At 62.3% G+C, this 25,660-nt stretch carries 25 protein-coding genes and 1 pseudogene; 12 read left to right on the top strand and 14 right to left on the bottom strand.

Going from position 1 to position 25,660, the window contains the following annotated elements:
* Positions 1-5 precede the first annotated feature (5 nt).
* From GN300_RS18130 to GN300_RS29755, 4 genes are all read right to left on the bottom strand, one after another.
* Positions 6-1,511, bottom strand: coding sequence for a GGDEF domain-containing protein (locus GN300_RS18130; RefSeq protein WP_223304638.1), 1,506 nt, complete (start codon positions 1,509-1,511; stop codon positions 6-8).
* A gap of 240 nt (positions 1,512-1,751) precedes the next feature.
* Positions 1,752-1,898: a hypothetical protein gene (locus tag GN300_RS18125; protein ID WP_007726811.1), complete on the bottom strand. Its 147-nt coding sequence runs from the start codon at positions 1,896-1,898 to the stop codon at positions 1,752-1,754.
* Positions 1,899-2,260: 362 nt separating this feature from the next.
* Complete coding sequence (locus GN300_RS29760) at positions 2,261-2,383, bottom strand: hypothetical protein (protein ID WP_019749478.1); 123 nt, start codon at positions 2,381-2,383, stop codon at positions 2,261-2,263.
* 210 nt (positions 2,384-2,593) lie between these two features.
* On the bottom strand, positions 2,594-2,716 hold the full coding sequence (locus GN300_RS29755; protein ID WP_003944443.1) for a hypothetical protein: 123 nt from the start codon (positions 2,714-2,716) through the stop codon (positions 2,594-2,596).
* Positions 2,717-3,036: 320 nt separating this feature from the next.
* On the opposite strand from GN300_RS29755, the gene GN300_RS18120 reads away from it, so the two are divergent.
* The 3 genes from GN300_RS18120 (at position 3,037) to GN300_RS18110 (ending at position 8,041) form a co-directional block, all read left to right on the top strand.
* The gene (locus tag GN300_RS18120) at positions 3,037-4,770 is read left to right on the top strand and encodes an ABC transporter ATP-binding protein (protein WP_007726810.1); all 1,734 of its coding nucleotides are present in this window, start codon (positions 3,037-3,039) and stop codon (positions 4,768-4,770) included.
* Positions 4,767-6,833: an ABC transporter ATP-binding protein gene (locus GN300_RS18115; protein ID WP_003944426.1), complete on the top strand. Its 2,067-nt coding sequence runs from the start codon at positions 4,767-4,769 to the stop codon at positions 6,831-6,833. Before GN300_RS18120 ends, GN300_RS18115 begins: the two co-directional genes overlap by 4 nt.
* 107 nt (positions 6,834-6,940) lie before the next feature.
* Positions 6,941-8,041, top strand: coding sequence for a CaiB/BaiF CoA-transferase family protein (locus tag GN300_RS18110; protein WP_042924245.1), 1,101 nt, complete (start codon positions 6,941-6,943; stop codon positions 8,039-8,041).
* 60 nt (positions 8,042-8,101) lie between these two features.
* Here the strand turns inward: GN300_RS18110 and GN300_RS18105 are convergent, their stop codons facing one another.
* Together GN300_RS18105 and GN300_RS18100 are read right to left on the bottom strand one after the other, a co-directional pair.
* Complete coding sequence (locus GN300_RS18105; RefSeq protein WP_063314827.1) at positions 8,102-9,205, bottom strand: bifunctional 2-polyprenyl-6-hydroxyphenol methylase/3-demethylubiquinol 3-O-methyltransferase UbiG; 1,104 nt, start codon at positions 9,203-9,205, stop codon at positions 8,102-8,104.
* A 47-nt stretch (positions 9,206-9,252) separates the two neighbouring features.
* A complete protein-coding gene (locus GN300_RS18100; protein WP_019749471.1) occupies positions 9,253-10,728 on the bottom strand; it encodes a PLP-dependent aminotransferase family protein in 1,476 nt (491 codons plus the stop codon).
* A 61-nt stretch (positions 10,729-10,789) separates the two neighbouring features.
* Between GN300_RS18100 and GN300_RS18095 the strand changes: the two genes are divergently transcribed.
* Positions 10,790-11,020 (top strand): hypothetical protein, encoded by a 231-nt coding sequence (locus tag GN300_RS18095; protein ID WP_063315130.1) that lies wholly within the window; start codon positions 10,790-10,792, stop codon positions 11,018-11,020.
* A gap of 44 nt (positions 11,021-11,064) precedes the next feature.
* Positions 11,065-11,535, top strand: a complete 471-nt coding sequence (locus GN300_RS18090) for a hypothetical protein (protein WP_063314828.1) — start codon at positions 11,065-11,067, stop codon at positions 11,533-11,535.
* Positions 11,536-11,587: 52 nt separating this feature from the next.
* Here GN300_RS18090 and GN300_RS18085 read toward each other — a convergent pair whose 3' ends face one another.
* Complete coding sequence (locus tag GN300_RS18085; protein WP_003944351.1) at positions 11,588-12,877, bottom strand: adenylosuccinate synthase; 1,290 nt, start codon at positions 12,875-12,877, stop codon at positions 11,588-11,590.
* Positions 12,878-13,160: 283 nt separating this feature from the next.
* On the opposite strand from GN300_RS18085, the gene GN300_RS18080 reads away from it, so the two are divergent.
* From GN300_RS18080 to GN300_RS18070, 3 genes are all read left to right on the top strand, one after another.
* A complete protein-coding gene (locus tag GN300_RS18080) occupies positions 13,161-13,835 on the top strand; it encodes a hypothetical protein (RefSeq protein WP_080961056.1) in 675 nt (224 codons plus the stop codon).
* Positions 13,832-14,602 (top strand): site-2 protease family protein, encoded by a 771-nt coding sequence (locus tag GN300_RS18075; RefSeq protein WP_003944319.1) that lies wholly within the window; start codon positions 13,832-13,834, stop codon positions 14,600-14,602. Before GN300_RS18080 ends, GN300_RS18075 begins: the two co-directional genes overlap by 4 nt.
* 70 nt (positions 14,603-14,672) lie before the next feature.
* Positions 14,673-15,161 (top strand): GNAT family N-acetyltransferase, encoded by a 489-nt coding sequence (locus tag GN300_RS18070; RefSeq protein WP_007726792.1) that lies wholly within the window; start codon positions 14,673-14,675, stop codon positions 15,159-15,161.
* 100 nt (positions 15,162-15,261) lie between these two features.
* Here GN300_RS18070 and GN300_RS18065 read toward each other — a convergent pair.
* Positions 15,262-16,500 (bottom strand): annotated as a pseudogene (locus tag GN300_RS18065) (DUF222 domain-containing protein).
* A 92-nt stretch (positions 16,501-16,592) separates the two neighbouring features.
* Entirely contained in the window at positions 16,593-17,090 is a 498-nt protein-coding gene (locus tag GN300_RS18060; protein ID WP_063315131.1) for a helix-turn-helix domain-containing protein, read from the bottom strand.
* A gap of 58 nt (positions 17,091-17,148) precedes the next feature.
* Here GN300_RS18060 and GN300_RS18055 point away from each other — a divergent pair, with 58 nt between their 5' ends.
* Entirely contained in the window at positions 17,149-18,564 is a 1,416-nt protein-coding gene (locus GN300_RS18055) for an MFS transporter (RefSeq protein ID WP_063314829.1), read from the top strand.
* Entirely contained in the window at positions 18,561-19,730 is a 1,170-nt protein-coding gene (locus GN300_RS18050; RefSeq protein ID WP_042452159.1) for a thiolase family protein, read from the top strand. Before GN300_RS18055 ends, GN300_RS18050 begins: the two co-directional genes overlap by 4 nt.
* Positions 19,731-19,758: 28 nt before the next feature.
* Here GN300_RS18050 and GN300_RS18045 read toward each other — a convergent pair whose 3' ends face one another.
* Positions 19,759-20,415: a class I SAM-dependent methyltransferase gene (locus GN300_RS18045; protein ID WP_063314830.1), complete on the bottom strand. Its 657-nt coding sequence runs from the start codon at positions 20,413-20,415 to the stop codon at positions 19,759-19,761.
* Positions 20,416-20,655: 240 nt separating this feature from the next.
* Between GN300_RS18045 and GN300_RS18040 the strand changes: the two genes are divergently transcribed.
* Entirely contained in the window at positions 20,656-21,597 is a 942-nt protein-coding gene (locus tag GN300_RS18040; RefSeq protein WP_030535980.1) for a DUF808 domain-containing protein, read from the top strand.
* Here GN300_RS18040 and GN300_RS18035 read toward each other — a convergent pair.
* Positions 21,594-22,547 (bottom strand): YafY family protein, encoded by a 954-nt coding sequence (locus GN300_RS18035; protein WP_063314831.1) that lies wholly within the window; start codon positions 22,545-22,547, stop codon positions 21,594-21,596. The genes GN300_RS18040 and GN300_RS18035 overlap by 4 nt on opposite strands.
* Positions 22,548-22,611: 64 nt before the next feature.
* Here GN300_RS18035 and GN300_RS18030 point away from each other — a divergent pair, with 64 nt between their 5' ends.
* Positions 22,612-23,076: a pyridoxamine 5'-phosphate oxidase family protein gene (locus tag GN300_RS18030; RefSeq protein ID WP_054828425.1), complete on the top strand. Its 465-nt coding sequence runs from the start codon at positions 22,612-22,614 to the stop codon at positions 23,074-23,076.
* On the opposite strand, the gene GN300_RS18025 is transcribed toward GN300_RS18030, so the two are convergent.
* The 3 genes from GN300_RS18025 to GN300_RS18015 form a co-directional block, all read right to left on the bottom strand.
* Positions 23,066-23,995, bottom strand: a complete 930-nt coding sequence (locus tag GN300_RS18025; protein WP_063314832.1) for a cation diffusion facilitator family transporter — start codon at positions 23,993-23,995, stop codon at positions 23,066-23,068. The two genes, GN300_RS18030 and GN300_RS18025, sit on opposite strands and share 11 nt — an antisense overlap.
* A 91-nt stretch (positions 23,996-24,086) precedes the next feature.
* Complete coding sequence (locus GN300_RS18020) at positions 24,087-25,232, bottom strand: aromatic acid exporter family protein (protein ID WP_003944297.1); 1,146 nt, start codon at positions 25,230-25,232, stop codon at positions 24,087-24,089.
* Entirely contained in the window at positions 25,219-25,635 is a 417-nt protein-coding gene (locus tag GN300_RS18015; protein ID WP_007726781.1) for a DUF3151 domain-containing protein, read from the bottom strand. Before GN300_RS18015 ends, GN300_RS18020 begins: the two co-directional genes overlap by 14 nt.
* Positions 25,636-25,660: the final 25 nt, after the last annotated feature.

Raw genomic sequence — 25,660 nt, 5'->3', positions numbered from 1 at the left:
CGCGGTTATCGGCCGTCCACCACACCTTCGCGGCCAAATCCTCGCCGGATCGTTCGGGGTAGCGCAGGTTTGCGATAGGTGTGGGTGGCAGTGTCCGGCTCGGAATTCCGTTGCGGCACGGTGTCGTTGCCGACGCGGTGCACTTTCACGAGGTTGCGCCCAGCACGCTTGGCGTCGTACAGAGCCTCGTCTGCGACGCTCATGAGGGTCGACAGCGCCGGCGTCGCATGATCGACCCACGCGACGCCGACGCTGACGGTGCTCGTCACATCTGATTCGGCCGAGTACTCGACTTGCGCGCCGCGGACCGCCTCGGCGACATCGATTGCTCGCGCGTAGCTGCAGTCCGGAAGCAGAACGGCGAACTCCTCGCCGCCGAGCCTTCCGATCAGATCGCCGTCCGACAATCGGTCAGCGGCCCGCTCGGCGAAGTTCGCGAGAACGCTGTCACCGGTCATATGTCCATGCGTGTCGTTGATGCTCTTGAAGTGGTCCAGGTCGAGCATCAGCAGGCCGACCGGAGATTGTGTGCGAGTCGCGTCGGCAAGTTCCGCTTCCGCGTGGCCGAGGAACGCACCGCGCGAGAGGACCCCGGTCAGATGGTCGAATTCGACGGCAAGGAAGAGCTCACGCTCGGCAGCACGGCGTTCCTCGGTCGCACAGGCAACCGCTATCGGCCCCAACGCGATCAGGGTGACCGCTATGGATGTGATGACGTCCTCGTTCCACGTCGAGGCGGCTTGATCTCCGATGTCGAGTCGACCGCTACCCGCCATCATGAGTGACCACACCGACCAGACCACTGAAACGAAGGCAGTGCTCGGAACCGAGATGCGAGTGGCACACCAGAGGAGAGCTGGAATCGGCAAGACCAGCGCAATCGGCCCTTCGATACTGAGGGCGATCGGCACGCAGGCTGCAGTGGCGAGTAGCGGAACGCTCAGAGCGGCGACAGTTCTGGCGGTCAGTTTCCTGCGGAACTCGGCAAGACTCGATGGGATGGTGAGAGTGAGAATGAGAGGAAGGACCAGCAGGTACGCCATGACCTCGGTGGCACCCCAGTGGAAAAACGTGTCGGCAAAGGACTGACCGCGTAAGAGCCGGTCCAAGGCGCCGGCCGTGGCCGCGGTACCAGTCGCCGCGACGAACGAAACAAAGACCATCCATACCAGCGACTGCGAATCGACCAATCGGAACGGTGTGCGCTTCAAGTAGTACAGAACGAGAACACCGAGCGTCACTCCGGCGAGGTTGGCCCCGTTCAGCTGCAGGGCAAGCGACAGCGAGTTGCCCGTAATCAGGTCAGCGCAGACGTATCCGACGGCCGCGGCGATCCACGTCCGCCATTCGATCAGGACCGGCCATCTGACCATCATTCCAAGCAGAATGGCGTTGGCGCACCAGAAAGTCGCGAGCAAACCTGGTGGGCGCGTGAGGATGCCGATCAACGATGCCGCAAGTACGACGGCCAGCACTAGGAGAAGGCGCAGAAAGCGACTCGTCCCTACCATGCGTCACCTCGCGGTCGGCTACCTCTGAATTCGGGAGCACCGGACGTCGCGGTGACCGTATGCCGATGTCGTCGAACCATCGTACGCAGGTGCTGCCACTCGCAGTTCTGTGTTCACATGCCAAATCGGCAGCTGCGACCATCTCCGCAAACGCGAGTGCCCTCCGGCCACGACAGTGGACAGAGGGCACCTGCATGCAATCCGATCGGCAGAGCCGAATGGACCTGCCGGAAGGGATGACTACTCGGCGGATCCGCTGGACAGACCCGAGAGTGAACCGGTGGACGAGCCCTCGCCCTTGCCGGACAGCGATTCGGTGGGAACGGACTTGAGGAAAGCTCCGAGCGCGGTGAGCAGGGGTCCGAGGGTGCTGAGTGATCCGAACATAGGAGGTTCTCCTGTATGTGAGGTGATGTGATGTTCCAGCGCCATTCCGGCCGCAGGCGGTGGCCGAGATGGTTCGGGAACTTCTGCCGCACGGATGGCTGAACCGCCCCCCGAACAACATCCCGAGCTGTGATGTAGCGCACTTACTTGGCGCTGCCTGCATTTATAGACCGGCTTTCCACACTTGTCTAGCTACCTAATAGCTATCAATGCGGACTTTCGGTCACACCCTTACGGATAATTGCAGTTCAAAGGGCAAATCCACCCTCTAGAATGTCCCATAATGTGATTTAACTCACAGTGAAAAGCCGAAAAGTGTGACCCGCAGACAACTGCGAGCCACACTTTCGGACAAACTGGACTTACTTATCGGCCGCCGATCCCGTCCCAGGGGTGAGAGAGCCACCACCGAGTGCCGTGAACAGGTCCTTGAGCACCGGAATGAACGTCTTGACGACGCCGCTGAAGTCTTCGAATGAACCCATGTCGGGCCTCCTTTTGTCGGAATGCAGTTGAGATGAAGTGAGGACCGAGAACTACTCGGCGGCCGAACCGGCCGAACCCGAGCCGTCTGCCGATCCCGCGTTCAACTTGGTCACGAATGCAAGAACACTCTTGAGGAAGGCGTCGAGATTCTGAATCGAGGTCATGCGACTACTCCTGTGTTGTTTCGGAAGATTTCTCGAGGTCGAACGTCAGGAGTTCGAGCTCGCGGTGTCCAGCCCCTGAAGGGTTTTGAGCATGTTGACCAGGGGCAGAAGCTGGAGAATGCCCCAGCCCATACCGTTGGCCTTGAGGAGGTTTCCGAGGGATCCCATATGTGACTCCTTGCATGAATATCTATGACGCGGCGCACGTTTTGTTCGCTCCACGTCTTTGTAGCCAAGCTAAATACGTACGTCCAGTTTGTTTCTGTTCAAGCGAAAACGTGACACATTGGATTAATATGTAAACCTGCAGTTCAGGTGCTGTGACCTGAATCCAATCTCGAATTCGAGTGTGTTCGAGATCACAGTCAATTAGGACAAAAGGATGCAATCGTCAGAGTCGGTGCCAACCTCGACCGCGATCTGTCATACCGTGTGCGTGTGATCAATCGCGAACGAGCGGCAACCGAGGCAACTCACCGGGAACCGTCGTGCTAGCAAAACTCCTCAAGACGTACCTGCCGCCGTACCGCTGGTTGCTTGCCGGGGTCCTCGCACTGCAACTCTTCGGGGCCATCGCGTCGTTGGTCCTCCCCACACTCAACGCGCGGATCATCGACGACGGCGTCGCCCGAGGCGACACCGGATTCATCATGTCCACCGGCGGGATCATGCTCCTGGTCTCGCTTGCGTCGATCATCGCGTCGGTCGCATCGACCTATCTGGCTGCAAAATCGTCGATGGGCTTCGGCCACGACGTTCGAGGCGCCTTTTACAAGGCAGTCGGCAGTTTCTCGGATCGCGAATTCAACAGTTTCGGTGCGCCGACGCTGATCACACGCAACACCAACGACGTCCTGCAGATCCAGGCCCTGGTCATGCTGACGTCCTCGATGCTTGTCAGCGCCCCACTTATGTGCATCGGCGGCATCATCATGGCTCTGCGCGAGAACCTGCAGATGTCCTGGCTCCTGACGATTTCGGTACCACTGCTCGGCATCACCGTCTCGGTCGTGGTGGCCAAGCTGATCCCGCATTTCCGGACGATGCAGACGCGGATCGACAACATCAATCGATCACTGCGCGAACAGCTCACCGGTATGCGTGTCATTCGCGCCTTCGTTCGCGAACCCGACGAGACGATCCGCTTCGACAAGGCCAACAAGGAACTGACCGACACTTCGCTCCTCATCGGCCGGTACCAGGCGGTTCTGCTGCCCACCGTCATGTTGATCGCCAACCTGTCGAGCGTGGCGGTCCTGTGGTTCGGCGCGCATCTGGTCGACACCGGGGACATGCAGATCGGACAGATCAGCGCCTTCCTCGCCTACGTCATGCAGATCCTGATGTCGGTGGTCATGGCGACCATGTTGGCCGTCGTGATCCCCCGCGCCGCCGTGTGCGCCGACCGCATCACCGAAGTACTCGACACCGAGGCGACCGTGCCCGCGCCGGCCCAGCCCCTTCGCCCGACCAGCCCATACGGCGTGGTCGAGTTCGGTGGAGCCGGATTCACGTATCCGGGAGCAGAAACGCCGGTTCTGTCGAATGTTTCGATGCGATGCATGCCAGGCACGGTCACCGCGATCGTGGGCAGTACGGGCAGTGGCAAATCGACCCTCGTCTCACTCATCCCCCGGCTCTTCGACGTCACAGCCGGCGCCGTCCTGGTCGACGGCTTGGACGTCCGTGGCTGGGATCAGGACGAACTCTTCGCCAACTTCGGATACGTGCCCCAGAAGGCCTATCTGTTCGCCGGCACGATCGCGAGCAATATCCGCTACGGAAACCCGACCGCCACCGACGACGACATCTGGGCAGCCCTCACCATCGCCCAGGCAGACGACTTCGTCCGGGAACTCTCCGACGGTCTCGAGTCACCGATCGCGCAGGGCGGCGGCAATCTCTCGGGCGGACAGAAACAACGTCTCGCCATCGCCAGAGCGGTGGTCCGCAGACCCCGGATCTTCGTCTTCGACGATTCGTTCTCCGCTCTCGACATGCATACGGACGCCGCGGTCCGACGCGAACTCCGGACGGTTTCGACTCATTCGACGGTCATCATCGTGGCTCAGCGCGTCGCGTCGATCATCGATGCCGACCAGATCATGGTCCTCGAAGACGGTGCGCCGGTCGGCCTCGGCGACCATCAGTTCCTTCTGGCCAACTGTCCGACGTACCAAGAGATCGTGGCTTCCCAGATTCCCGCGGAGATGAGCGCATGACCAGCCCGCAGGACCCGACATGGGGCGGCCCCAACAGCCAGTACTTCGACGATGCCCCGACGGTGGTGTTCGCCAAGATCCCGAGCGAACCTGAATCCGCGGACGGGGATGCGAAGTCGAGTAACCCCGAGACCCCCGACAAAGAGCCGAAGCCCGCGCTGACCGCGACGGACACCAAACCTCGCCACTTCAAGGCGACGATGAAGCGGCTTCTCTCGCTTCTGCAGCCGCACAAGTTTGCAGTCTTCTGTGTCGTCGTTGCGACGATCGCCAGCATCGCGCTGTCGGTCGCAGTGCCGAAAATCCTCGGTCACGCGACAGACCTCATCTTCGCCGGGTTCATCGGCAAGAGCCTGCCCGCCGGACTGACCCGCGAGCAGGCCGCAGACGCCATCCGGGCATCAGGGAATTCGACGTTCGCCGATCTTGTCGCCAACTCGACCGACGTCGTTCCCGGTGTGGGTCTGAACTTCGACGCCATCGGCAAAGTCGTCATGCTCGCGATCGGCGTGTACTTGCTCTCGTCGCTGCTTGCCTGGTTGGAAGCATTCCTCCTCAACATCATCGTCCAGAAGACCATCTACAACCTGCGTGCCTCGGTGGAGGCGAAGCTTCACCGTCTCCCCCTTCCGTATTTCGACAAGACACCGCGCGGCGAGATCCTCAGCCGCGTCACCAACGACATCGACAACATCTCGTCGACGCTGTCGTCGACGTTGACCTCGCTCCTGACGTCGGTGCTCACCGTCCTCGGCGTCCTGACGATGATGTTCGTCATCTCTCCGATGCTCGCCCTGATCGCACTGATCGCGGTGCCGGTATCGGTGCTCCTCGTTGCCAGGGTCGCCAAGCGAGCACAGGTGTTGTACAAGGCTCAGTGGACCGAGACGGGCAAGATCAACGCGCAGATCGAGGAGAACTACAGCGGTCGCGACCTGGTACGCGTGTACGGGCATCAGGCCGAAGCCGAGCGTGAATTCGCCGAGCAGAACAAGAAGCTCCTCGACGCGTCCTTCGGCGCACAGTTCCTCTCCAGCCTGATCATGCCGGTCATGAACTTCGTCGGAAACATCACCTACGTGCTGCTCGCTGTGGTCGGCGCTCTCAAGGTCGCCAGCGGCAACATGTCACTCGGTGACGTTCAGGCCTTCATCGTCTATTCGCGCCAGTTCAGCCAGCCACTGACGCAGATCGCGTCCATGTCGACCAGCCTGCAGTCCGGAGCCGCGTCGGCGGAGCGGGTCTTCGAGCTTCTCGACGAACCCGAGCAGTCGCCCGACATCGACGTGCCGCTCCTCCCCGAGCCCGCCGGACGTCATCGCAACGTCGGTCACATCGAGTTCGAGAACGTCTCGTTCCGGTACGAGCCGGACAAGCCGTTGATCGAGAACGTGTACCTCACGGCCCGGCCCGGGCAGATGGTCGCCATCGTCGGGCCCACCGGTGCCGGCAAGACCACCTTGGTCAACCTGCTCATGCGCTTCTACGAAGTCGACTCCGGCCGAATCACTCTCGACGACGTCGACATCTCGCAGATGCGCCGCTCCGACTTGCGCAAGCACGTCGGCATGGTTCTGCAGGACACCTGGCTCTTCGGCGGCACGATCCGCGACAACATCGCATACGGCCGACTCGACGCCAGCGAATACGAGATTCACGAAGCCGCACGCGCTGCCTTCGTCGACCGCTTCATCCACACCCTCCCGGACGGGTACGACACCGTGCTGGACGAGGAGGCGTCGAACATCAGCTCCGGCGAGAAGCAGCTCATCACGATCGCTCGTGCATTCCTGTCGGAGCCGTCGCTGCTGATTCTCGACGAGGCGACGAGCTCGGTCGACACACGTACGGAACAGCTTGTGCAGCAAGCAATGTCCGCGTTGCGCGTCGGGCGGACCAGCTTCATCATCGCGCACCGGCTTTCGACCATCCGTAACGCCGATCTGATCGTCGTGATGGAGGCGGGCAAGATCGTCGAGCAGGGCACACACGACGAACTCATCGCAGCGGCGGGCGCGTACTTCCGTCTCTACAACGCTCAGTTCGAGGGTGCCGCCGTCTAGTGATCGGCGCCTCCCTCGGTGGACACAGTGCCCCGGAGCACACCTGATCGATTCGACACGTTACCGTCGGGTCAGAAGTGTTGTCACCGTCTGAATTGGGAGTGCGTGTGTCTGCAGAAGCTGTGGAGAAGAAGGGCCCGCTCGCGGGCATTCGGATCGTGGAATTCGCTGGATTGGGACCGGGCCCGCACGCCGCGACACTGTTGGCGGACATGGGCGCCGACATCGTCATCGTGCAGCGCGCAGGGCAGATTCCGCAGGACTCGAACGCAACCGACCAGATCAAGCGCGGCCGCCGCATCGTCGAGGCCAACCTGAAGGACCCGGCCGACGTCGCGAAAGTGCTCGATCTCCTGGGCCGCGCCGACGTCCTCATCGAGGGTTTCCGCCCCGGCGTCATGGAACGCATGGGACTCGGACCCGACGTGGTCTCGGAGCGCAATCCGCGCCTCGTCTACGCCCGTATGACGGGCTGGGGACAGGAAGGACCGCTCGCCAACGCCGCCGGTCACGATATCAACTACATCTCACTGACCGGTGTCCTCAACGCCATCGGACGCAAGGGTGAACGTCCCGTGCCGCCGCTCAACATGGTCGGCGATTTCGGCGGCGGTTCCATGTTCCTGATCTTCGGCATTCTGTCGGCTCTCGTCGAGCGCTCGACGTCCGGTAAGGGCCAGGTCGTCGACGCGGCAATGGTCGACGGAACCCTCGCGCTCTCCCACATGATGTGGGCATTCCGCGGTCGCGGCGTCTGGTCCGACGAGCGCGGCGTCAATCTCCTCGACACCGGCGCTCCGTTCTACGACACCTACGAGACCTCCGACGGCAAGTACATGGCCGTCGGATCCATCGAACCGCAGTTCTACGCATTGCTGCTCGAGGGCCTCGAACTCGATCCCGCGACGCTCCCTCACCAGATGGACACGTCCAAGTGGGACGACATGAAGAAGCTCTTCACCGAAAAGTTCCTGTCCAAGACTCGCGACGAGTGGGCCAAGATCTTCCTCGGCACCGACGCCTGCGTCTCCCCTGTCCTGACTTTCGCCGAGGCTCCGTCCAACGAACACATCGCAGCCCGCGGTTCGCTCATCGAACTGGACGGCGTCACCCAGCATGCTCCCGCACCGCGCTTCTCGCGCACGCCCACCACGACGCCTGCTGCGCCGGCGCGTGAGGCGACGGATATCGATACGGTCTGGACCTAGGGCCTTCGGCCCCTGTGCGCCTTTTTGGTAGTTACTGCAACCAAAAAGGCGCACGGGGCGTCAGCCCAACCTGTAGAACCTGAACATCTCGTGCTCGATCGGCAGCACGTCCACCCGCTCGAAACCTGCCGCGTTGGCATAGCTTTCGAGTGTCGAGTGCCTCATCACCGTCCCGGTGGCAATGCTTCCCGGATGCGAAAGACTGTCCGGTAAGCAGCAGGTCAGCGAAAATCCGTACAGCAATTGCTCGATCGGACCCGCCTCGGGATCGAACTCATCCGCCGTTCGTTCGTCCATCACGATCACCGGAGCGCCCGGCTGGGCAATCGCCCGAGCCGTGGACAGAAAACCCACCGGATCCGGAACGTCGTGAAGGCACTCGAAAGCGAAGACGGCGTCGTAGGTCCCGGCATCGGCTCGCCCGGCCTCAGGAGCCTGTCCGGCGACGTCGACCAACGAGAAATGCACGCGGTCGTCCACCCCCCGATCATGAGCGTTACGACGGGCAGCGTTCACCGACGCCGCGTCGACGTCGAAGCCGTGCACTTCGATCTTCGGGTATCCGAGGGCGAGCGCGATCGACGACCAGCCCTCCCCCATCCCGAGATCAGCGACCTGCCCGCCGTCCGAAAGTGTGGCGTGCAGGTCGGTGACTACCGGCAGAAACTGCTGACAGAGCTGATGGAGATACATCGGCCGATTCAGTAGCGCCTGACCCTCGCGAGCATCGGGGCCCATCGATTCCCACGTGACTCCCCCACCGTGACGATAAGCGTCGAGTAGACGTGGCATCGACGACGTCGTCGCGACGAACAGCCTCGCCAGCGGCGCCAGGAAAAGTAGGTTCTCGTCGTCGACCAGAACATCGGCGTGGGCCTGCGGCAGGCTGTACCGGCGATCGGCATCCGAATTGACGTCCACATAACCGGCGACGGCCTGCTGCTCGAGCCACTCCCGCGCATATCTTTCGACGGTCCCTGTCCGGTCCGCCAGCTCCGTCGACGTGAGCGGGCCGTGATCGCTCAGCGCGCGGTACCAGCCCAACCGGTCGCCCAGATACACGGCCTGCAGCTCCGATGCCCCGAGCGTGGCCGCGAACAATCGTTCTGCGAGCGCTTCCGCCGCACTGGTTCCCGCTGCGCCTGTACCGTCTACCGCCGTCATGCCCTACCTCCTGGTTTCACACCACTTTCAGGGTGTGTACCCAGTTCTCAGACGACGACCATTCGTTGGTCTGCCGTGTCGCGATCCGTCGCGAGAGTGTCGTACGCAGCGGCGATGGACGCAACGCCGCGAATGAGGTCCTCGGGAGAACGTGCGTACGGCACGCGGATGAATCGTTCGAACGCACCTTCTACGCCGAAACGGGGGCCGGCGGCAAGGAGTACGCCGAAGTTGGGTGCCACCGCCGCCAACGCCGTCGAGACGGGCGCGGACATTCGCATCCAGACCGACATTCCGCCGGAACCGATGGTGGGACGCCAGTCCGGCAGATGCTCGGCCACCGCACCGAGGAGTACCGCACGCTGTTCTCGCAGAACTTCGCGACGCTGTTCGAGCAACGAGCGGTCGTCGGCGAGCAAGTAGGCGGCTGCCAACTGATCCATGACGGGAGTACCGAGGTCGACCGCGGCACGCGCCCCCACCAACTGGGTGATGAGCGCGGCATCGGCGCGAATCCAACCGACACGTAGCCCGCCCCACAGCGACTTCGCGGTCGAACCGAGCGTCACCACTTCGGTTTTCGCTGCGCCTCGCCCATGTGAGGCGACCGGCGCCGGCGGTGGTGCGTCGAGCCACAGATCCACCATCGTCTCGTCGACGACCAGAGTCATTCGCGTTTCGTGCGCAATCTTCGCAAGCTCGGCGCGGCCGGAAGAGTCCATGCAGAGGCCGGTCGGGTTGTGAAAGTCGGGGATCAGGTATGCCATTCTGGCAGCGGTTTGCCTTGCTGCACTACGAATCCCGTCGAGATCCCAGGCTCCGGCTGCTGCGAACTCCGGTCGGACCGGAACCGGTACGGGCCGAGCGCCGTTTCGCCGAATCGCTTCCAGCGCATTGGGGTACGTCGGATGATCGACCAGCACTCGCTCGCCGGGTGAGGTGAGCACCGACAGCAACAATCGAAGCGCGTGCTGCGCACCCGAGGTCACCATGATCTGTTCGGCGGTGGTGGGAAGACCCCGCGCCGTGTAGCGCTGCGCGATCACGTCACGCAAGTCGGCGATCCCGACCGGTTCCATCCCGTGTGTGGGAAGGAAGTTCGGAAGTTCCTGCAGCGCAGACGCATACGCCAGTTCGACCTGAGCGGCGGGAGCTGCCATCGCCGCGTAACTGAGGTCGACGACGGGTCCACTCGGCCCGGGTTGATGGGAGCGGAACATCAACCCGTTCGGCCGCGCGCCGGCAGGCAATGCCACGGTGCTTCGCGAACCCTGCCGGCTGATCAGGTACCCCTCGTCTCGCAGCACCGAGTACGACGACGTGATCGTGGTTCGACTGAGTTCGAGTACCGCCGCAAGTTCACGCTCACTCGGCAGTGCGACTCCCAGCGGAACGCGACCGTCGTGCACGAGCAGGCGGATACCGTCGGCAAGCGCACGGTACGCGGGCCTGCGTCCGGACTCTTCCTGCCAGGATCCCAGATCGCGCGCAAGCGAACGGGCACCGAGAACTCGAGTCATCATGCAGTCCAGTATCGACAACTTGGCTATGTAACTCAATACCAGTCAAGTTGATCATATGTCCATGACTACCTTCGCAACCCTGATCGGCATCGGACTCTTCGTGGCACTCGTCTACTTCTTCGCGCCCGCCGAAGGTGAAGGTACATACATTCGGTTGGAGCAGTTTCGCCTGGCAGCACCCCTCGGCGGCATCTTCCACGACAAGACTTCAGACCGCGAGAACGACGCTGTCAGACCCCCGTGCGATTGTGATCAGGGGGAAGAATGCACTGATCTCAGTCCAGTTGCGTAAAACTGGACTCTCTCGCACTCAGAAAGTCTCCAGAGAGGGTTCCCATGCCGGCTTCCAAAAAGATTCTCTACGTCGATCTCGACAACACCTTGGTCAACTTCCAGTCGGGCATCGATCGCCTGACCGACGGCGTCCGAGAGAAGTACAAGAACGACCTCGACGAAGCGCCGCACATCTTCTCTCGCATGGATCCTCTCGACGGCGCTATCGACGCCTACCACCAACTGGCACAGCAGTTCGACACCTACATCCTCTCGACGGCGCCGTGGAAGAACGCCACAGCCTGGCACGACAAGGTTCTGTGGGTCCAAGAGCACCTCGGAATGGAGGAAGGCAGCGTCGCGTACAAACGTCTGATCCTCTCGCACCACAAACACCTCAATCGTGGCGACTACCTCGTCGACGACCGCGGAGCAAACGGAGCAGATCGATTCGAGGGTGAGTGGATCAAGTTCGGCAGCACCAAGTTTCCCGACTGGAAGTCCGTCACCGCACACTTGTCGAAGCTGGCTTGAAACTCGAAATCCCCGCTCATGCTTGCATGAGCGGGGATTTCGAGGGAACGAACTAGCGGACGATCTCGCGCCGGACGATCGTTTCGTCGCGGCCGGGGCCGACACCGATGCAGGAGATGAACGCACCCGAAAGCTCTTCGAGACGAAGCACGTAGTTCTGCGCATTCTGCGGCAGTTCCTCGAAGGTGCGAGCCTCCGAGATGTCTTCCCACCAGCCGGGCATCTCTTCGTAGATGGGCTTGGCGTGGTGAATGTCGCTCTGTGACATCGGCATTTCGTCGTGGCGGACACCGTCCACCTCGTACGCGACACAGATCGGCACGGTGTCGAGGCTGCTCAGCACGTCCAGCTTGGTGAGGAAGTAGTCGGTGATGCCGTTGACGCGCGTCGCGTAGCGCGCGATGACAGCGTCGAACCATCCCGTACGACGAGCGCGTCCGGTGGTGACACCGACCTCGCCGCCCTGCTTCGCCAGGTATGCGCCGTGATCGTCGAACAGCTCCGTCGGGAACGGACCGGAACCGACACGCGTCGTGTACGCCTTCAGGATGCCGAGCACGGTGGTGATCTTGGTGGGACCGATTCCCGAACCGACTGCCGCGCCACCCGAAGTGGGGTTGGACGAGGTCACGTACGGGTACGTGCCGTGGTCGACGTCCAGCAGAGTGCCCTGCGAACCTTCGAGCAGAACGGTCTCGCCGCGCTCGAGGGCGAGGTTGAGCTCCAGGCGCGTGTCCGAGATGCGGTGCTTGAAACCCTCGGCCTGCGTCAGTACCTCTTCGACGACCTGCTGCGGGTCGAGTGCCTTGCGGTTGTAGATCTTGACCAGCACCTGGTTCTTGAATTCGAGTGCTGCTTCGACCTTCTGGGTCAGGATCTTCTCGTCAAGGACGTCCGCGGCACGGACACCGACACGGGCGATCTTGTCCTGGTAGCACGGGCCGATACCGCGGCCGGTCGTGCCGATCTTCTTCGCTCCCAGGAAGCGTTCGGTGACCTTGTCGATGGCCACGTGGTACGGCATGATCAGGTGCGCATCAGCAGAAAGCAGGAGGCGGGACGTGTCCACGCCGCGCTCTTCCAGGCCTGCCAATTCGGTCAACAACACACCCGGGTCGACGACGACACCGTTACCGATGACGTTGTTGACGGCGGGGGTGAGGATTCCGGACGGGATGAGGTGCAGTGCGAACTTGTCACCGTTCGGCAGAACCACGGTGTGTCCGGCGTTGTTACCGCCCTGGTATCGCACGACCCACTGAAGCTGCTCGCCCAGTAGATCTGTAGCTTTGCCCTTACCTTCGTCGCCCCACTGGGCGCCGATCAGGACGATTGCCGGCATGACGTTGTCTCCTACGGTCGACGTGCAGCAGTTGTCCCGCCGCATTGGTACTGCCTGGCTTCCGCGCACATGATGCAGCGCCGAACTGTTGCAGTGACCGAAGGAGCAGTCTAGCCCAGAGCACCAGACCAGACCTGACGGTCCAGAATTTGGCCGGTGACCATCACGATTGCGAGTCGACACAGACACTCGCACTAAGATCGTCGGCAGTGATTCGGACGGCCATTTCGGGGAAGGGTGGCGAGGTCCCACTACCCGTGAAGAAGTCTTGATCGAGCTAGGAGTGGCTTTGACCCCTGTGGTGCTCAAATGTGGCGATTCGCCGGTTCCACTCCCCCTGGGTGAACTCACGTCGTTCACTGTCCCTGAACTTCCGGAGAAGCAAGACTTCGACGAGGCCCTGTCCCAACTGCAGGTCGTCACGGAACCTCGCTTGATCGTCGTGGGTAACGACGGCGCGTTTGCCGCGGCATTGACGCGGTTGATGCGATTGGAGCGACTCAACGTCGAACTCGCCTACGTCACCGAGAACAGGTCCGACGCAACCGACGCGTACAAACTCGCGACCGGTGCACGAGCTGCGCGCACGGCCTTGAAAGGCACAGTCCACACCGTGCCGCTCATTCGCGACGACGCCGGAATCGCGCTGGTAGGTGCAGCAACTGTCACGGGTCCGGCGGATGCAGACGAACTGATCGGCGAGGCCTACGTCGACGACAACAAGCTGTTCTCCGGCACAGTCCCCGGCATCCGGATAGTGCCGAGCCCCAAGCTCCCCGGGATCAAGGCATCAGTCGACCGCAAGAGCCGCTGGAGCGGGCGACGCTGGCTGGAAGGCCGAGCCATTCAACTGGGCTCGCCGGCAGCGCGACTGGTTCGCGACGGGGTGGCCAACCCACGCGATCTGAAGCGTTCGACCTTCTACCGGCACGACAAGACTTGGTTGTTGGTCAGGTGAGAACCGGAGCAGCACGGTCGGCGGTTCGGCCGAGCCCTGTCTTCCTCGGCGTCGTTGCGATCACTGTCATCGCCGGAATCGTCGCTTGGAACTCGACGTGGGGTTCCATCGCGGGCCGCGCGGGTGTTTTTGTCCTCGTGGTTGCCGGCTGGGTGGTCACGCTCTGCTTGCACGAATTCGCGCATGCCTATCTGGCGTGGCGTCATGGAGACACCGACGTCGAGGCTCGTGGCTACCTGACGCTCAACCCGCTCAAGTACAGCCATCCGATGCTCTCGATCGGTCTGCCGGTGCTGTTCATCGCATTGGGCGGCATCGGGCTTCCCGGCGGCGCCGTGTACCTGCGCACCGGGATGTTCCCGCCCAAGGTGCAGGCCCGAATATCGCTCGCCGGTCCGTTCACGAATGCCGTCGCCGCCGTGATCCTCCTCGTCGTCATACGTACGTACGGCTCATCGGCCGAGCATCTGACGTTCTGGGCCGGCCTCAGTTTCCTGGCTTTCTTGCAGGTCATGGCAACGGTTTTGAACCTGCTCCCAGTCCCGGGTCTGGACGGTTACAACGCGCTGGAGCCCTACCTCGCACCCAATACACGGCACCAACTCGACCAGTTCAAGCCGTACGGACTGCTCCTGCTGGTTGCGCTCCTGTTCGTCCCACAGATCAATGTCGTCTTCTTCGACGCGATCTACTGGATCTTCGAATTGAGCGGTGTGTCCGACTACTACGCCATGCTCGGTAACGCCCTCATGCGTTTTTGGACGTGATCGAGTGCGCTGGAGGAGACTCGTGAGAGTCTGACATTTCAGACATTCATTCTTCTTCAGGGGAGCATCGATGATTGCGACGTCATTTCAGTCCGGCGGAGTGGAGTACACCCTCACGCGGGCCGAGATTCGACACGTGGAGGCACTGATCGACTTGCTCGCCGACGACCCGATCGGCAGCACCCGGGAGACGACCAACCCCGAAGCCCGAACGATCTACGAGGACGCGTTCAAGCGAATCGACGAGGATCCGGCTCAACTTCTCGTCACCGTTCTGGTCGGCGACGCGGTAATCGGCACAATGCAATTGACCTTCATTCCGGGTATGAGCCGGATGGGTGCCACGCGACTGCAGATCGAAGCAGTTCGCGTCCACGAGGACTACCGAAGTAAAGGCATCGGCAGTTCGATGATCCGATGGGCCTGCGAAGAAGGTGCCCGGCGCGGCGCGTTTCTGGCGCAGCTCACCTCGGATCAAACTCGCAAGGAAGCTCACGACTTCTACGAGCGACTCGGATTTGTGGCCTCCCATGTCGGGTTCAAGAAGTCACTGAGCTGACGCCCTGCCACAAAACTCCCAAACTCGGGGACTCCCAAACGCGAGCTCGAGCACCGGGGCATGGTTGTGCCCCGGTGCTCACGTCTTCAGTTGTCGCGATTCACGCCGCGGTGGGCGGACTGTTCCCGCCGATGGGCCGCTGGAACGGATCAATCGACATCGGTGGATAGAACACTGTTTTTCGGTCGGGGCCGATCTCGACCCGCTATTCGGTGTGGTGCAGCGTTCGATGATGATGACCGCACAACAAGATCAGATTGTCGAGATCTGTTGGGCCACCATCGTTCCAGTGAACAATATGATGGGCATCGCACCACCCCGGCGGTGTCCCGCACCCCGGAAACGCGCAACCACCATCACGAACCGCCAACGCCCGCCGCTGCGGAACCGTCGCCGTTCTCGCTTCCTTGCCGCAGTCGAGCGGAACACCATTCTCGTCCAACAAAATCCGCGTCACGGTGCAGTCGCACGCCAACATCCGCGCGGTATCGATACTGATGGGGCCCACCCAATCCGCCCACGCGAAACCCAGTTCCTCGGTGGACGGCAACAGGTCTTTCAGAACTTTAAGGTCCGTCATATCTTTTGCCGACGCGGTCACCGTGATGTGCGGTTTCACTCCGCCCTCGATCGGACCCAACCCCGCCCGCTCGTACCGCTGCAGTAAATCGCAGAACCCATCCGCACGCCGTAATGCAGGCGTGCGTGTGTCCTTCACGCCGTCTTTTTCCGGTGTCGGCGCAGACAGGCTCGACAACAACGTGATCAACCGGGCCCCGTTCACAGCATCCAGATCACCCTTCACGGTCACCCGCCCGTACAAGCCTTTCGAGGCGTAGAACTCGTTGCGCTCCGAATCCTCACCCACCGGGACGCCGTCCTCACGCCTGCCGTACTGGTTCTCGATCCGCCGGATCGCCACTCGCACCGCATCACAATCCGCAATGTTCTTCGACGCCAGGCCAAGCAGGATCCCGCGAGCCGTCTCCACGTCCGCCGGCGTCATGTTCTTCGGCGGATGCTGACAGAACGACGCCACCTGCCACGCCTTCAACGCATCCACGTCACCACGGTGAAACGCATCGCCGACAACAGGTTCGAGCATCAACAACCGCGCCAACCCGACCAGCAGACTGCACTCACCGATCTCCAGATTCGTCGAACCATGCAACCACTGTGCGATCGCCCGAAAACCCTTCCCGCCGAGAACCTCACGGGAAAACATCTCCACGATCAGCAACACCATCCGCGACTGCAACTCGTGTCGGGCGCGCACCAGATCCAGAACCTCACCCTTGAGGTCCTCGCTATCCAGCTGCCATGCTTCCCGACTGTCCATGCTCAAAGTTTAATCGAACATACTTTCGATAACCAGAGACAAACCGGACAACTTCAAGAAGACCTACACTCGAGAGCTGTTGAGATGCATCGCTATTCGCGCAACCGCCGACGCGATTCGTTGACAGAGACTCGCAATTCCCCCAATGGCACTTCACGACCCGACTCACTGCGCACCTCGACGCGAACGCGCTCACCAGTAGCGTCGTCGGCCACCTCCAACGGTCCACCTTTTCCGCCGTGCAGATACTTGTCGCCCCACTGCATCAGCGCGAGAACCGCCGGCAGCAGGTCACGGCCCTTCTCGGCGAGCACATACTCGTGCCGCGTCCGCTTTCCAGGCTCCTTGTACGGCACACGCTCGAACAGTCCCGCCTCAGTGAGTTCTCTCAGCCTCGCCGACGCAACCGCCTCGGTGATGCCGACTCGCGACGCGAAGTCGTCGAAACGCGTTGTGCCGTAATAGGCCTCTCGCAGAATGAGCATCGCGGATCGAGTGCCGACCACTTCCATGGCCCGCCCGATCGAACAGTGCGTGGCCCGCCAGGCGTCGCGATCTTCGAGCACTCCGGTCAGTCGTACAGCGTCCATGCAATTCACCATACCCCCTGGCTTGCCATAACCATAGCCAGAGTCTAGATTGCTGACTATGGAACTTCATAGCCAGCCGGTGCGGATCGGACCCCTGCTCGCGATACTGTCGGGGGCGCCGTTTGTCGCCAGCCTCGATCTTTTTGTGGTCAACGTGGCCTTCGGCGACATCGCCAAGAGCTACCCGGGTCACTCGCTCGGCGAGTTCAGTTGGATCCTCAACAGCTACGCGATCGTCTACGCCGCACTGTTGATACCCCTCGGACGCTGGGCGGACAGGATCGGGCACAAGCGCGCCTTCATCGCCGGCCTCGCACTGTTCACCCTCGCCAGCGCCGCCTGTGCCTTCAGCCCGTCCTTGTGGGCACTGGTGGTCTTCCGTATCGTCCAGGCAGTCGGCGCCGCAGCGCTCACCCCGGCCAGCCTCGGGCTTCTGATCAATGCGCTTCCCGCCGCGAAACGTCAATCCGGCGTTCGCATCTGGGCAGCCGCCGGCGCTGCAGCAGCTGCATTCGGCCCTGTCGTGGGCGGCATCCTCGTAGAGGCCTCGTGGCGCTGGGTCTTCCTGATCAATGTTCCAGTGGGCATCGTGTTGCTCTACTTCGCAGTCCGACTCGTACCGGATACAACACACAAGGATCCCGATGCCGGTATCGACTTCGTCGGCGCTGCCCTCCTCACCGTCGGAATCGGCTCTCTCGCCCTGGCACTCGTCCAGGGTCCGGACTGGGGATGGACCGACAATCGCGTTCTGATCGCCTTCGCCGTGGCTGCCGTGACACTACTCTCGTTCTGGTGGAGCAACTCTCGTCACCGGAGTCCGTTGATTGCTCCGGATCTTCTGAAGATCCGCTCGTTTGCCTGGTCCAACGTCACCGCCATCCTGTTCAGCGCAGCATTCGCCGCGGGTCTTCTCTCGAACATCCTGTGGCTCCAGGAAGCCTGGGGATACTCCGCTCTGCGAACCGGTTTCGCCGTCTCACCGGGTCCGCTTCTCGTTCCGCTGTTCGCCATCGCCGGCGGATCGCTGACGCGCAGGTACTCGGCGGGACGCGTCGCCGCACTCGGCAGCCTTCTGTGGGCAGTCGGAACCGTACTCGTTCTCGTCTCGGTTGATACGACGCCCAACTACGCGACCGGACTCCTACCAGGCTGGATCATCGCCGGGATCGGTGTCGGCCTTGCCCTGCCGACCATCCTGTCGCAGGCCACGGCGGATCTGGCACCTGCCAGATCGGCCACCGGTAGCGCAATCGTCAGCATGAGCCGACAGATCGGAACCGTTCTCGGCGTGAGCGTTCTGATCGCGGTTCTCGGCTCTGCTGTCGACTACGACACCTTCCGCCAGGCCTGGTGGGTGATCTTTGGCGTCGCGCTTGTGTCTGCCCTGGCATCACTGGGAATGACGCCTGCGACCACACCCACCCCGGTTGTCCCTGCTGAATCCGCCATCCCTGAAAGGAATTTGTCATGAGAGACGCAGTTATCGTCGAAGCCGTTCGCACTCCGATCGGCAAGGGAAAGGCGAACGGCGCCCTGCACGGCATCAACGCCGTCGACCTCCTCGCCCACAGCCTCAAGGCGGTAGTCGAACGCACTGGAATCGATGCAGCATTGATCGACGACGTCATCGGTGGAGCGGTAAGCCAAGTCGGTGAACAGAGCCAGAATGTCACTCGCACTGCCCTTCTCGCCGCAGGCTACCCTGAGTCGGTACCGGGAACCACCGTCGACCGACAGTGTGGAAGTAGCCAACAAGCAGTTCATTTTGCCGCTCAGGGCGTCATTGCCGGTGCGTACGACATCGTTGTCGCTGCCGGAGTCGAGTCGATGAGCCGAGTCCCTATGGGCTCGAGCAGCATCGGGCGCGAATCACTCGGCGTGGGTTTCGAAGAGCGCTATCCGGACGGTCTGGTACCGCAGGGCATCAGCGCCGAATTGATTGCCGCCAAGTGGGGACTGAGCCGCACCCAACTCGACGAGTTCTCGGCGTCGAGTCATCGGAAAGCCGCGCTGGCAACCGAGAGTGGGTACTTCACCAAGGAACTCGCCACGCTCCCGCAGCTGTCGGTCGACGAGGCCATCCGCCCCGGCACCACGGTCGAGACCCTGGCCGGCCTACGGACCGCCTTCGAATCCGATTACTACGCACAGCGATTCCCACAGATCGACTGGTCCATCACCGCGGGCAACAGCAGCCCGCTTTCGGACGGCAGTTCGGCGGTGATGATCACGACCAGTGAGATCGCCGCGAAACTCGGCCTCACCCCGAAGGCACGATTGCACAGCTTCGCAGTTGCCGGCGACGATCCGCTCTACATGCTCACCGCGGTCATCCCGGCTACACAGAAGGTCCTGGCCCGTGCGGGATTGACGGTCTCGGACATCGATCTGTTCGAGGTCAACGAGGCCTTTGCCCCCGTCGTCCTGTCGTGGGCAGCGGACACCGGCGTCGACCTGTCCAAGGTGAACGTCCACGGCGGCGCCATCGCGCTCGGCCACCCACTGGGCGGCAGCGGAACGCGGATCATGACCACCCTGGTCAACGCGATGGAGCAGCGCGGCGCGCGCTACGGACTCCAGACCATGTGCGAGGCAGGTGGGTTGGCAAACGCGACCATCCTGGAGCGTCTGGGCTGAGCGATCCCCGATGGACGGCATTCCGACATCAGTGACCGAGTGCCGTCCATTCGGGATCCGGCTTGCGCGCAACGACCCGAAACACGATTCCGCCCCGGCCGCTGCGCTGCACCTCGTCGATCAGGAAACCGGCGTTTTCGAGGTATTCAACCGGTTGACGGGTGAGATGATCGGCACCGAACCGAACAAAAAGCGGTTCGACCACCTTCATCAACGTACGAGCAACAACGTTCTTGCTCGGTCCGTGCTCGGCGAGGACGAATCGACCACCGGGTACCAGGACTCGAAATGCTTCGTTCGCAACTCGGTCCGGATCGGGGATCGTGCAAAAGGCGTAGGTCGAGACCAACGTGTCCATGCACTCGTCGGGAACATCGAGTGCTTGCACGTCTCCGAGTCGTAGGTCGACTTCGGTCTTCACTCCCTCGGAGACCTTGAGCCTGGCCTGATCGAGCATCGCAGTCGAGATGTCCACGCCGATGACGTAATCGACGTCGTCTCCGTAGAGAGGCAGGTTCAGTCCGGTACCCACGGCGATCTCGACCACGCGGCCATGCGCCTGGTCCACGGCCCATTTCCGGGCGTCACCGAGCACAAAGCGTTCGAAGCGCCCGATCTGTCGGTCGTAGTGCGCCGCCATTGCGTCGAAAGTCTTGGCGACCTGTGCAGTGTCTGGTTCACGCATAGTGCCCCGTTTCGATCGATCTTCTGTGCAGTCTTACACGCGAGCACCGGGTCGGGAAGACCTTTCGTGACGAAGGGCAACCGACCTCGCGAGGTCGTCCCTGACGGATGCCCCCGGTATCGTTCCAGGTGACCTGACCTCACCTACGACGATCATGGATAGAGACCTCGTGCGATCAAGTAACTGCGTCACCGGTTCGGTCCGGCCACCTTTTTCCACTGATTCCACTGGAGGTCTGTGATGGCCGGCGGACTCTTCGCCCTGCTCGACGACGTCGCAGCCCTGGCTCGTATGGCTGCCGCCTCGATCGACGACGTTGCCGCCGCAACCGGTAAGGCGACCGCCAAAGCTGCCGGCGTGGTCATCGACGACGCAGCCGTCACGCCGCAGTACGTCCGTGGGCTCGCAGCCGAACGCGAGTTGCCCATCATCAAGCGCATCGCCATCGGATCGCTGCGCAACAAGCTGCTGATCATCCTTCCGATCGCTCTGCTGCTGAGTCAGTTCCTCCCCTGGCTGCTGACGCCACTGTTGATGGTCGGCGGCTGTTACCTCAGCTACGAAGCGGTTCACAAGATCTGGGGTGCAATCTTCGGCCACGGTGACCACCACGAGGCCGCTGACGAGCATCCTCGCGACGAAGAAGCAGTGGTTTCGGGCGCCGTCCGCACCGACCTGATCCTGTCCGCCGAGATCATGGTGATCGCACTCAACACCATCGCAGGCGAAGGCTTCTGGAGCCGATTGGTGATCCTTGCCGTCGTGGCGGTCGTCATCACCGTGGTCGTCTACGGAGTCGTCGGACTGATCGTGAAGATGGACGACATCGGATTGAAGATCGCCGAGACGTCGTCTGGCTTCACCCACAAGGTCGGCCGAGGCCTCGTTCGCGGCATGCCTCACGTGATGTCAGTGCTCTCGGTGGTGGGTACCGCCGCGATGCTGTGGGTCGGTGGCCACATCCTGTTGGTCGGCATCGACGAACTGGGCTTCCACCCGCTCTACGACGCCGTTCATCACGGCGAAGAAGCAGTCAGAGACATCGCCGGAGTCGGTGGCGTGTTGGCGTGGATCGTCAACACACTTGCGTCGGCGGCACTGGGTCTGGTGGTCGGCGCCATCATCGTCGCAGCTCAACTGGGTATCACTCGCCTGCTCGCAAAGCGTTCTGCAACGGCCTAGTCACTGCGAGTGTGGCGGAGCACCATCTGCTCCGCCACAGCCCGCAGTCCTTCACGCAACGACCGTGGCTCGAGCACTTCGACGTCCGCTCCCAAACCGATCAACTGCGAGAGCGCGACAGCTTCGCTCTCGAGTTTCAGCTCGGCACTCACCCATCCGTCGTTGTCCTCTGGCCCTACTTCGACTGCAGCGGCAAGCTCGCCCACCACATCGGGGAGCCGGCGCCTGCCCTCTGGTGTCAATCGCACGCGACACTCGAAGCGAAGCAGCGACCGGTCGAACTCGGCCATCGACGCCGCCCACCACGACGGCAGGTCGAAATCCACCGGCCGAGTGAACGAATCATCTTCTACCACGGCATTTTTGATGCGCCCGACTCGAAACGACAGCGTTCGACCGTTCATCCCCGCCACCAGATACCAAACACCGGCTTTGATGACCAGACCCAGCGGATCGACCGTCCGCTCGCGATCGCGATAGGCGAAGCGCAGTCGACGCGAGTCCAGCACAGCGGATGTGACGATCGGAAGCGCAGAGATGTCGTCGACGCCGCCGAACCAACCCGGAACGTCCACGAGAATGCGGTCCTGCCACAGTCGTGCACTCTCGCGCAGGGGACCGGGCAGGGAGCGGAGCAGTTTGGCCCCCGCCGAACCGACGGCGTCTGATCGTCCGAGATCTGCAGCGATGGACGGCACACCCAACAGCATGAGTGCGGACGTCTCGTCGTCCGTCATGCCGGACAACTTGGACTGCCATCCGTCGAGCAGACGGATGCCACCACCGGGGCCGCTCTCGGTCCAGATCGGCACGCCGTCAGCCGACAACGAGGCCACGTCGCGGTAGATCGTCCGCACCGAAACGCCGAACTCTTCGGCCAACTGCTCGGCGATAACGCCGCGACTCCCCTGCAAACGCAGCATGAGTTGGAGCAACCGCGCGGATCTCATGGACCGAACATTATCGAGAATTACTGACAGAAGTTGTCAGGAATAGGGGTGCACAATGACCGTCATGGTCACTTGGAAGCAGTTCTCCGAAGAAGTACCCGCTCTTGCCGACGCGGTCCAAGCGCGATTCAAAGCCCACAAGCATCACGTCCTCGCAACGCTGCGCAAGGACGGCTCACCACGGGTCAGCGGCACCGAAGTCGAAATCCTCGACGGGCGTCTGGTGCTCGGTTCGATGTTCGGCGCACTCAAGGCGAAGGATCTCATCCGTGACGGGCGCTACGCCCTACACAGCAATCCCGGTGAGCACACCATGGAGGGCGGCGATGCGAAGATCGCCGGACTCGCACGCGAGGTGACCCGCGACGAGTTCGAAGCCGTGCTCGCAAGCTACACCTACGAGGTTCCGAAACCTCTGCACCTCTTTGTCCTCGACATCGACGAGGTGGTGCACACGACTGTCGACGACGAACACATGTATGTCGACCTCTGGAAGCCGGGCAAGGAGATCACCCGCTTCACCAAGTGACGTTCTTCTCGCAATGCTCGCCGTTGGCACACGATTCCACCTGAACGGTGGCGTGGGAAAGACCGTGACTCTCGAGGACGGTGCGCGCGGATTCCAGAATGTTCGACGAATTCGCGTCACTGGTCAGGTGGACCGTCGCGACATCCATGCCGGTGGTGAGCGTCCAGACGTGTAGGTCGTGAACACCCATCACGCTCGGCAGCGCCGCCAGGTCGGCCTCGACCGCTTCGACGTCGACGTCGGCCGGCGACGCCTGCGTCAGAATGCGCAGCGATGCTGCGGCCAGTTTGATCGCACGCGGCACCACCCACAGCGAGATGAGAACACCGACGACGACGTCTGCCCACGTCCAGTTGAACAGCAGGACAAGGCCACCGGCGATCAGAACGCCGACGCTACCGACGGCGTCGGCAAGCACTTCGAGGTAGGCACCACGCACGGCCAGGCTGTCCTTGGAATCGCCGCGCAGCATCAGCATCACGACGATGTTCGCGGCCAGGCCGGCGGCCGCCGTGATGATCAGGGCGCCGCCCGGGATCTCGGGTTCGTTACCGATGCGGCCGATTGCCTCGTAGAAGACCCAGGCGGCGACGGCCAGCAGCATCACCGCATTGGCCATGGCGGTCAGCACTTCGGCGCGGTGCCAACCGAAGGTCCTGGCCGCGGTGGTGCTGCCCCTCTTCGCGAGCAGCAGCGCCGTCAGTCCCATGGCCATACCCACCACGTCTGTGAGCATGTGACCGGCGTCGGCAAGCAGAGCCAACGAGTTGATCAGGATGCCGACCGTGGCCTCGAGTACGAGGAACGCAACGAGGATCGCAAGCGCGATCGCCATTTTTCTGATGCGTTGCGGTGACGGTCCTACGCCGACCGAATCTGCTGCCGAGTGGCCATGTGAATGACCGTGCCCTGCTCCCATTTGTCCTGTTCCCTCCCAAGTCCTTCTCAGAGCATATGCATACATTCGCATACATACAACGAGTTGCTCAGTGAGCGGGAAACGGCAGAGGTCAGTGATCCGGCTCGTAGGCGGGATGAGGCACGGTGGGCGGCAGAGTGGCGATCGACGAGATTCGCTTCATGCCCGCGACCTGCAACAGGTCGACGACCAGCGATCGAATCTGGGCGAACACCACCGTCGAGGACAGGCCCGCGTTCTCCACTATCGCCGGTTTCAGTTCCTTCGCGACCGAGCGCAGGACGCGCGCTGCTTCGGCCTGATCAGGCTGCTCCCCCGGCTCCGCCAGGATCATGTCCTCGAGAACTTCGACGGCTTTCGACAAGCGCTCGACCTGAGCCACCAGACGCGGATCGAGGATCTCGTCGTCCCTGACCAACGTCAACGAACGACGCGCGAGCACTCGAATGTTGCGCATCGCGTTGTCGATGGGATCGGCTGTCGCCATGAGCCTTTCGAGGCGAGGCCGACTGTTCCAGTACAGCGGGGAGATTCGGCTGATCTCGCGCCCGCCGAGAAGGTTACTGCGCAACCCGTCGATGGCACCCTGAGTTGCGCGCGCCTTCTGCAGTGCCTTCACGATCGGGTCCGGGTCATTCGCGACGAGGCCGTCTGCCACCAATTGCAGTACCTCGGAAGCGGTTCCGAGGATCGATGCGGCATCCTTGCGCGCGCGTCGTACCGGGTGGGTGGGGATGATCGCGACCACCGCGATACCCACCAGACCACCGACAAGGGCATCGATCATGCGATCGGGACCGCCGCTGCCGCCCGGCGGGATCAGCGTCGCCACCAGCACAGCCGAGTTTCCCGCCTGCATGGAGAAGATCGGCCCGCTGTTGAGAAGCACCGCGACGGACATCGCCAGCACGACAACCAAACTGATCTGCCACGGTCCGCTCCCGATACCGGAGATGATCAGATCACCGATTCCGATACCGACCGTGACTCCCGCAACCAACTCGAACGAGCGTCGTAGTCGTGCACCCAACGACAGACCGAGCGAGACCACAGCGGCAATCGGCGCGAAGAACGGCGCGTGGTGCCCGATCACCGTGGTGGCAACCCACCACGCCAATCCGGCCGCCAAGGCACATTGAATGATCGGTAGCGCCGACGTCTGAAGCCGACGCACCGATTTGCGAGCCCGGTCCTTGATGCCGGCCCGGCTCGGACGGAAACTGCTAACCGAGGCCAAGCGCTTCGGCGGCGTTGGGATCGCAGTCTTCGAGCAGATCGAGGCAACGCGCGTACTCGTCGGCTTCACCGATCGTCTTCGCGGCCTTGGCCAGGACTGCGACGCAACGCAGGAAACCACGGTTCGGTTCATGGCTGTAGGGCACGGGACCGAAACCCTTCCAACCGTTGCGACGCAGTTGGTCGAGTCCGCGGTGGTATCCGGTACGCGCGTAGGCGTAGGCCGTGATGGTTTCGCCCTTGTCCAGGGCAGCCTCGGCCAGGTAGGCCCACGCAATGGAGGCAGTGGGGTGGTCGGCCGCTACCTGGGCCGGTTCAGCGTGGTTGAGCAGTGCCGATTCCGCGTCGTCGTCGCCGGGAAGCAGAGTGGGCTTGGGTCCGAGCAGGTCACCGAATTGGGTCATGCGCTCATTGTGCCCGCTACGCCTT

Origin of the sequence: Rhodococcus sp. Ni2 (assembly GCF_021352185.1) — a bacterium.
Lineage (GTDB): Bacteria > Actinomycetota > Actinomycetes > Mycobacteriales > Mycobacteriaceae > Rhodococcus_F > Rhodococcus_F qingshengii.
Note: the sequence above shows the minus strand (reverse complement) of the source record. Positions and strands in the feature narration are given on the sequence as shown.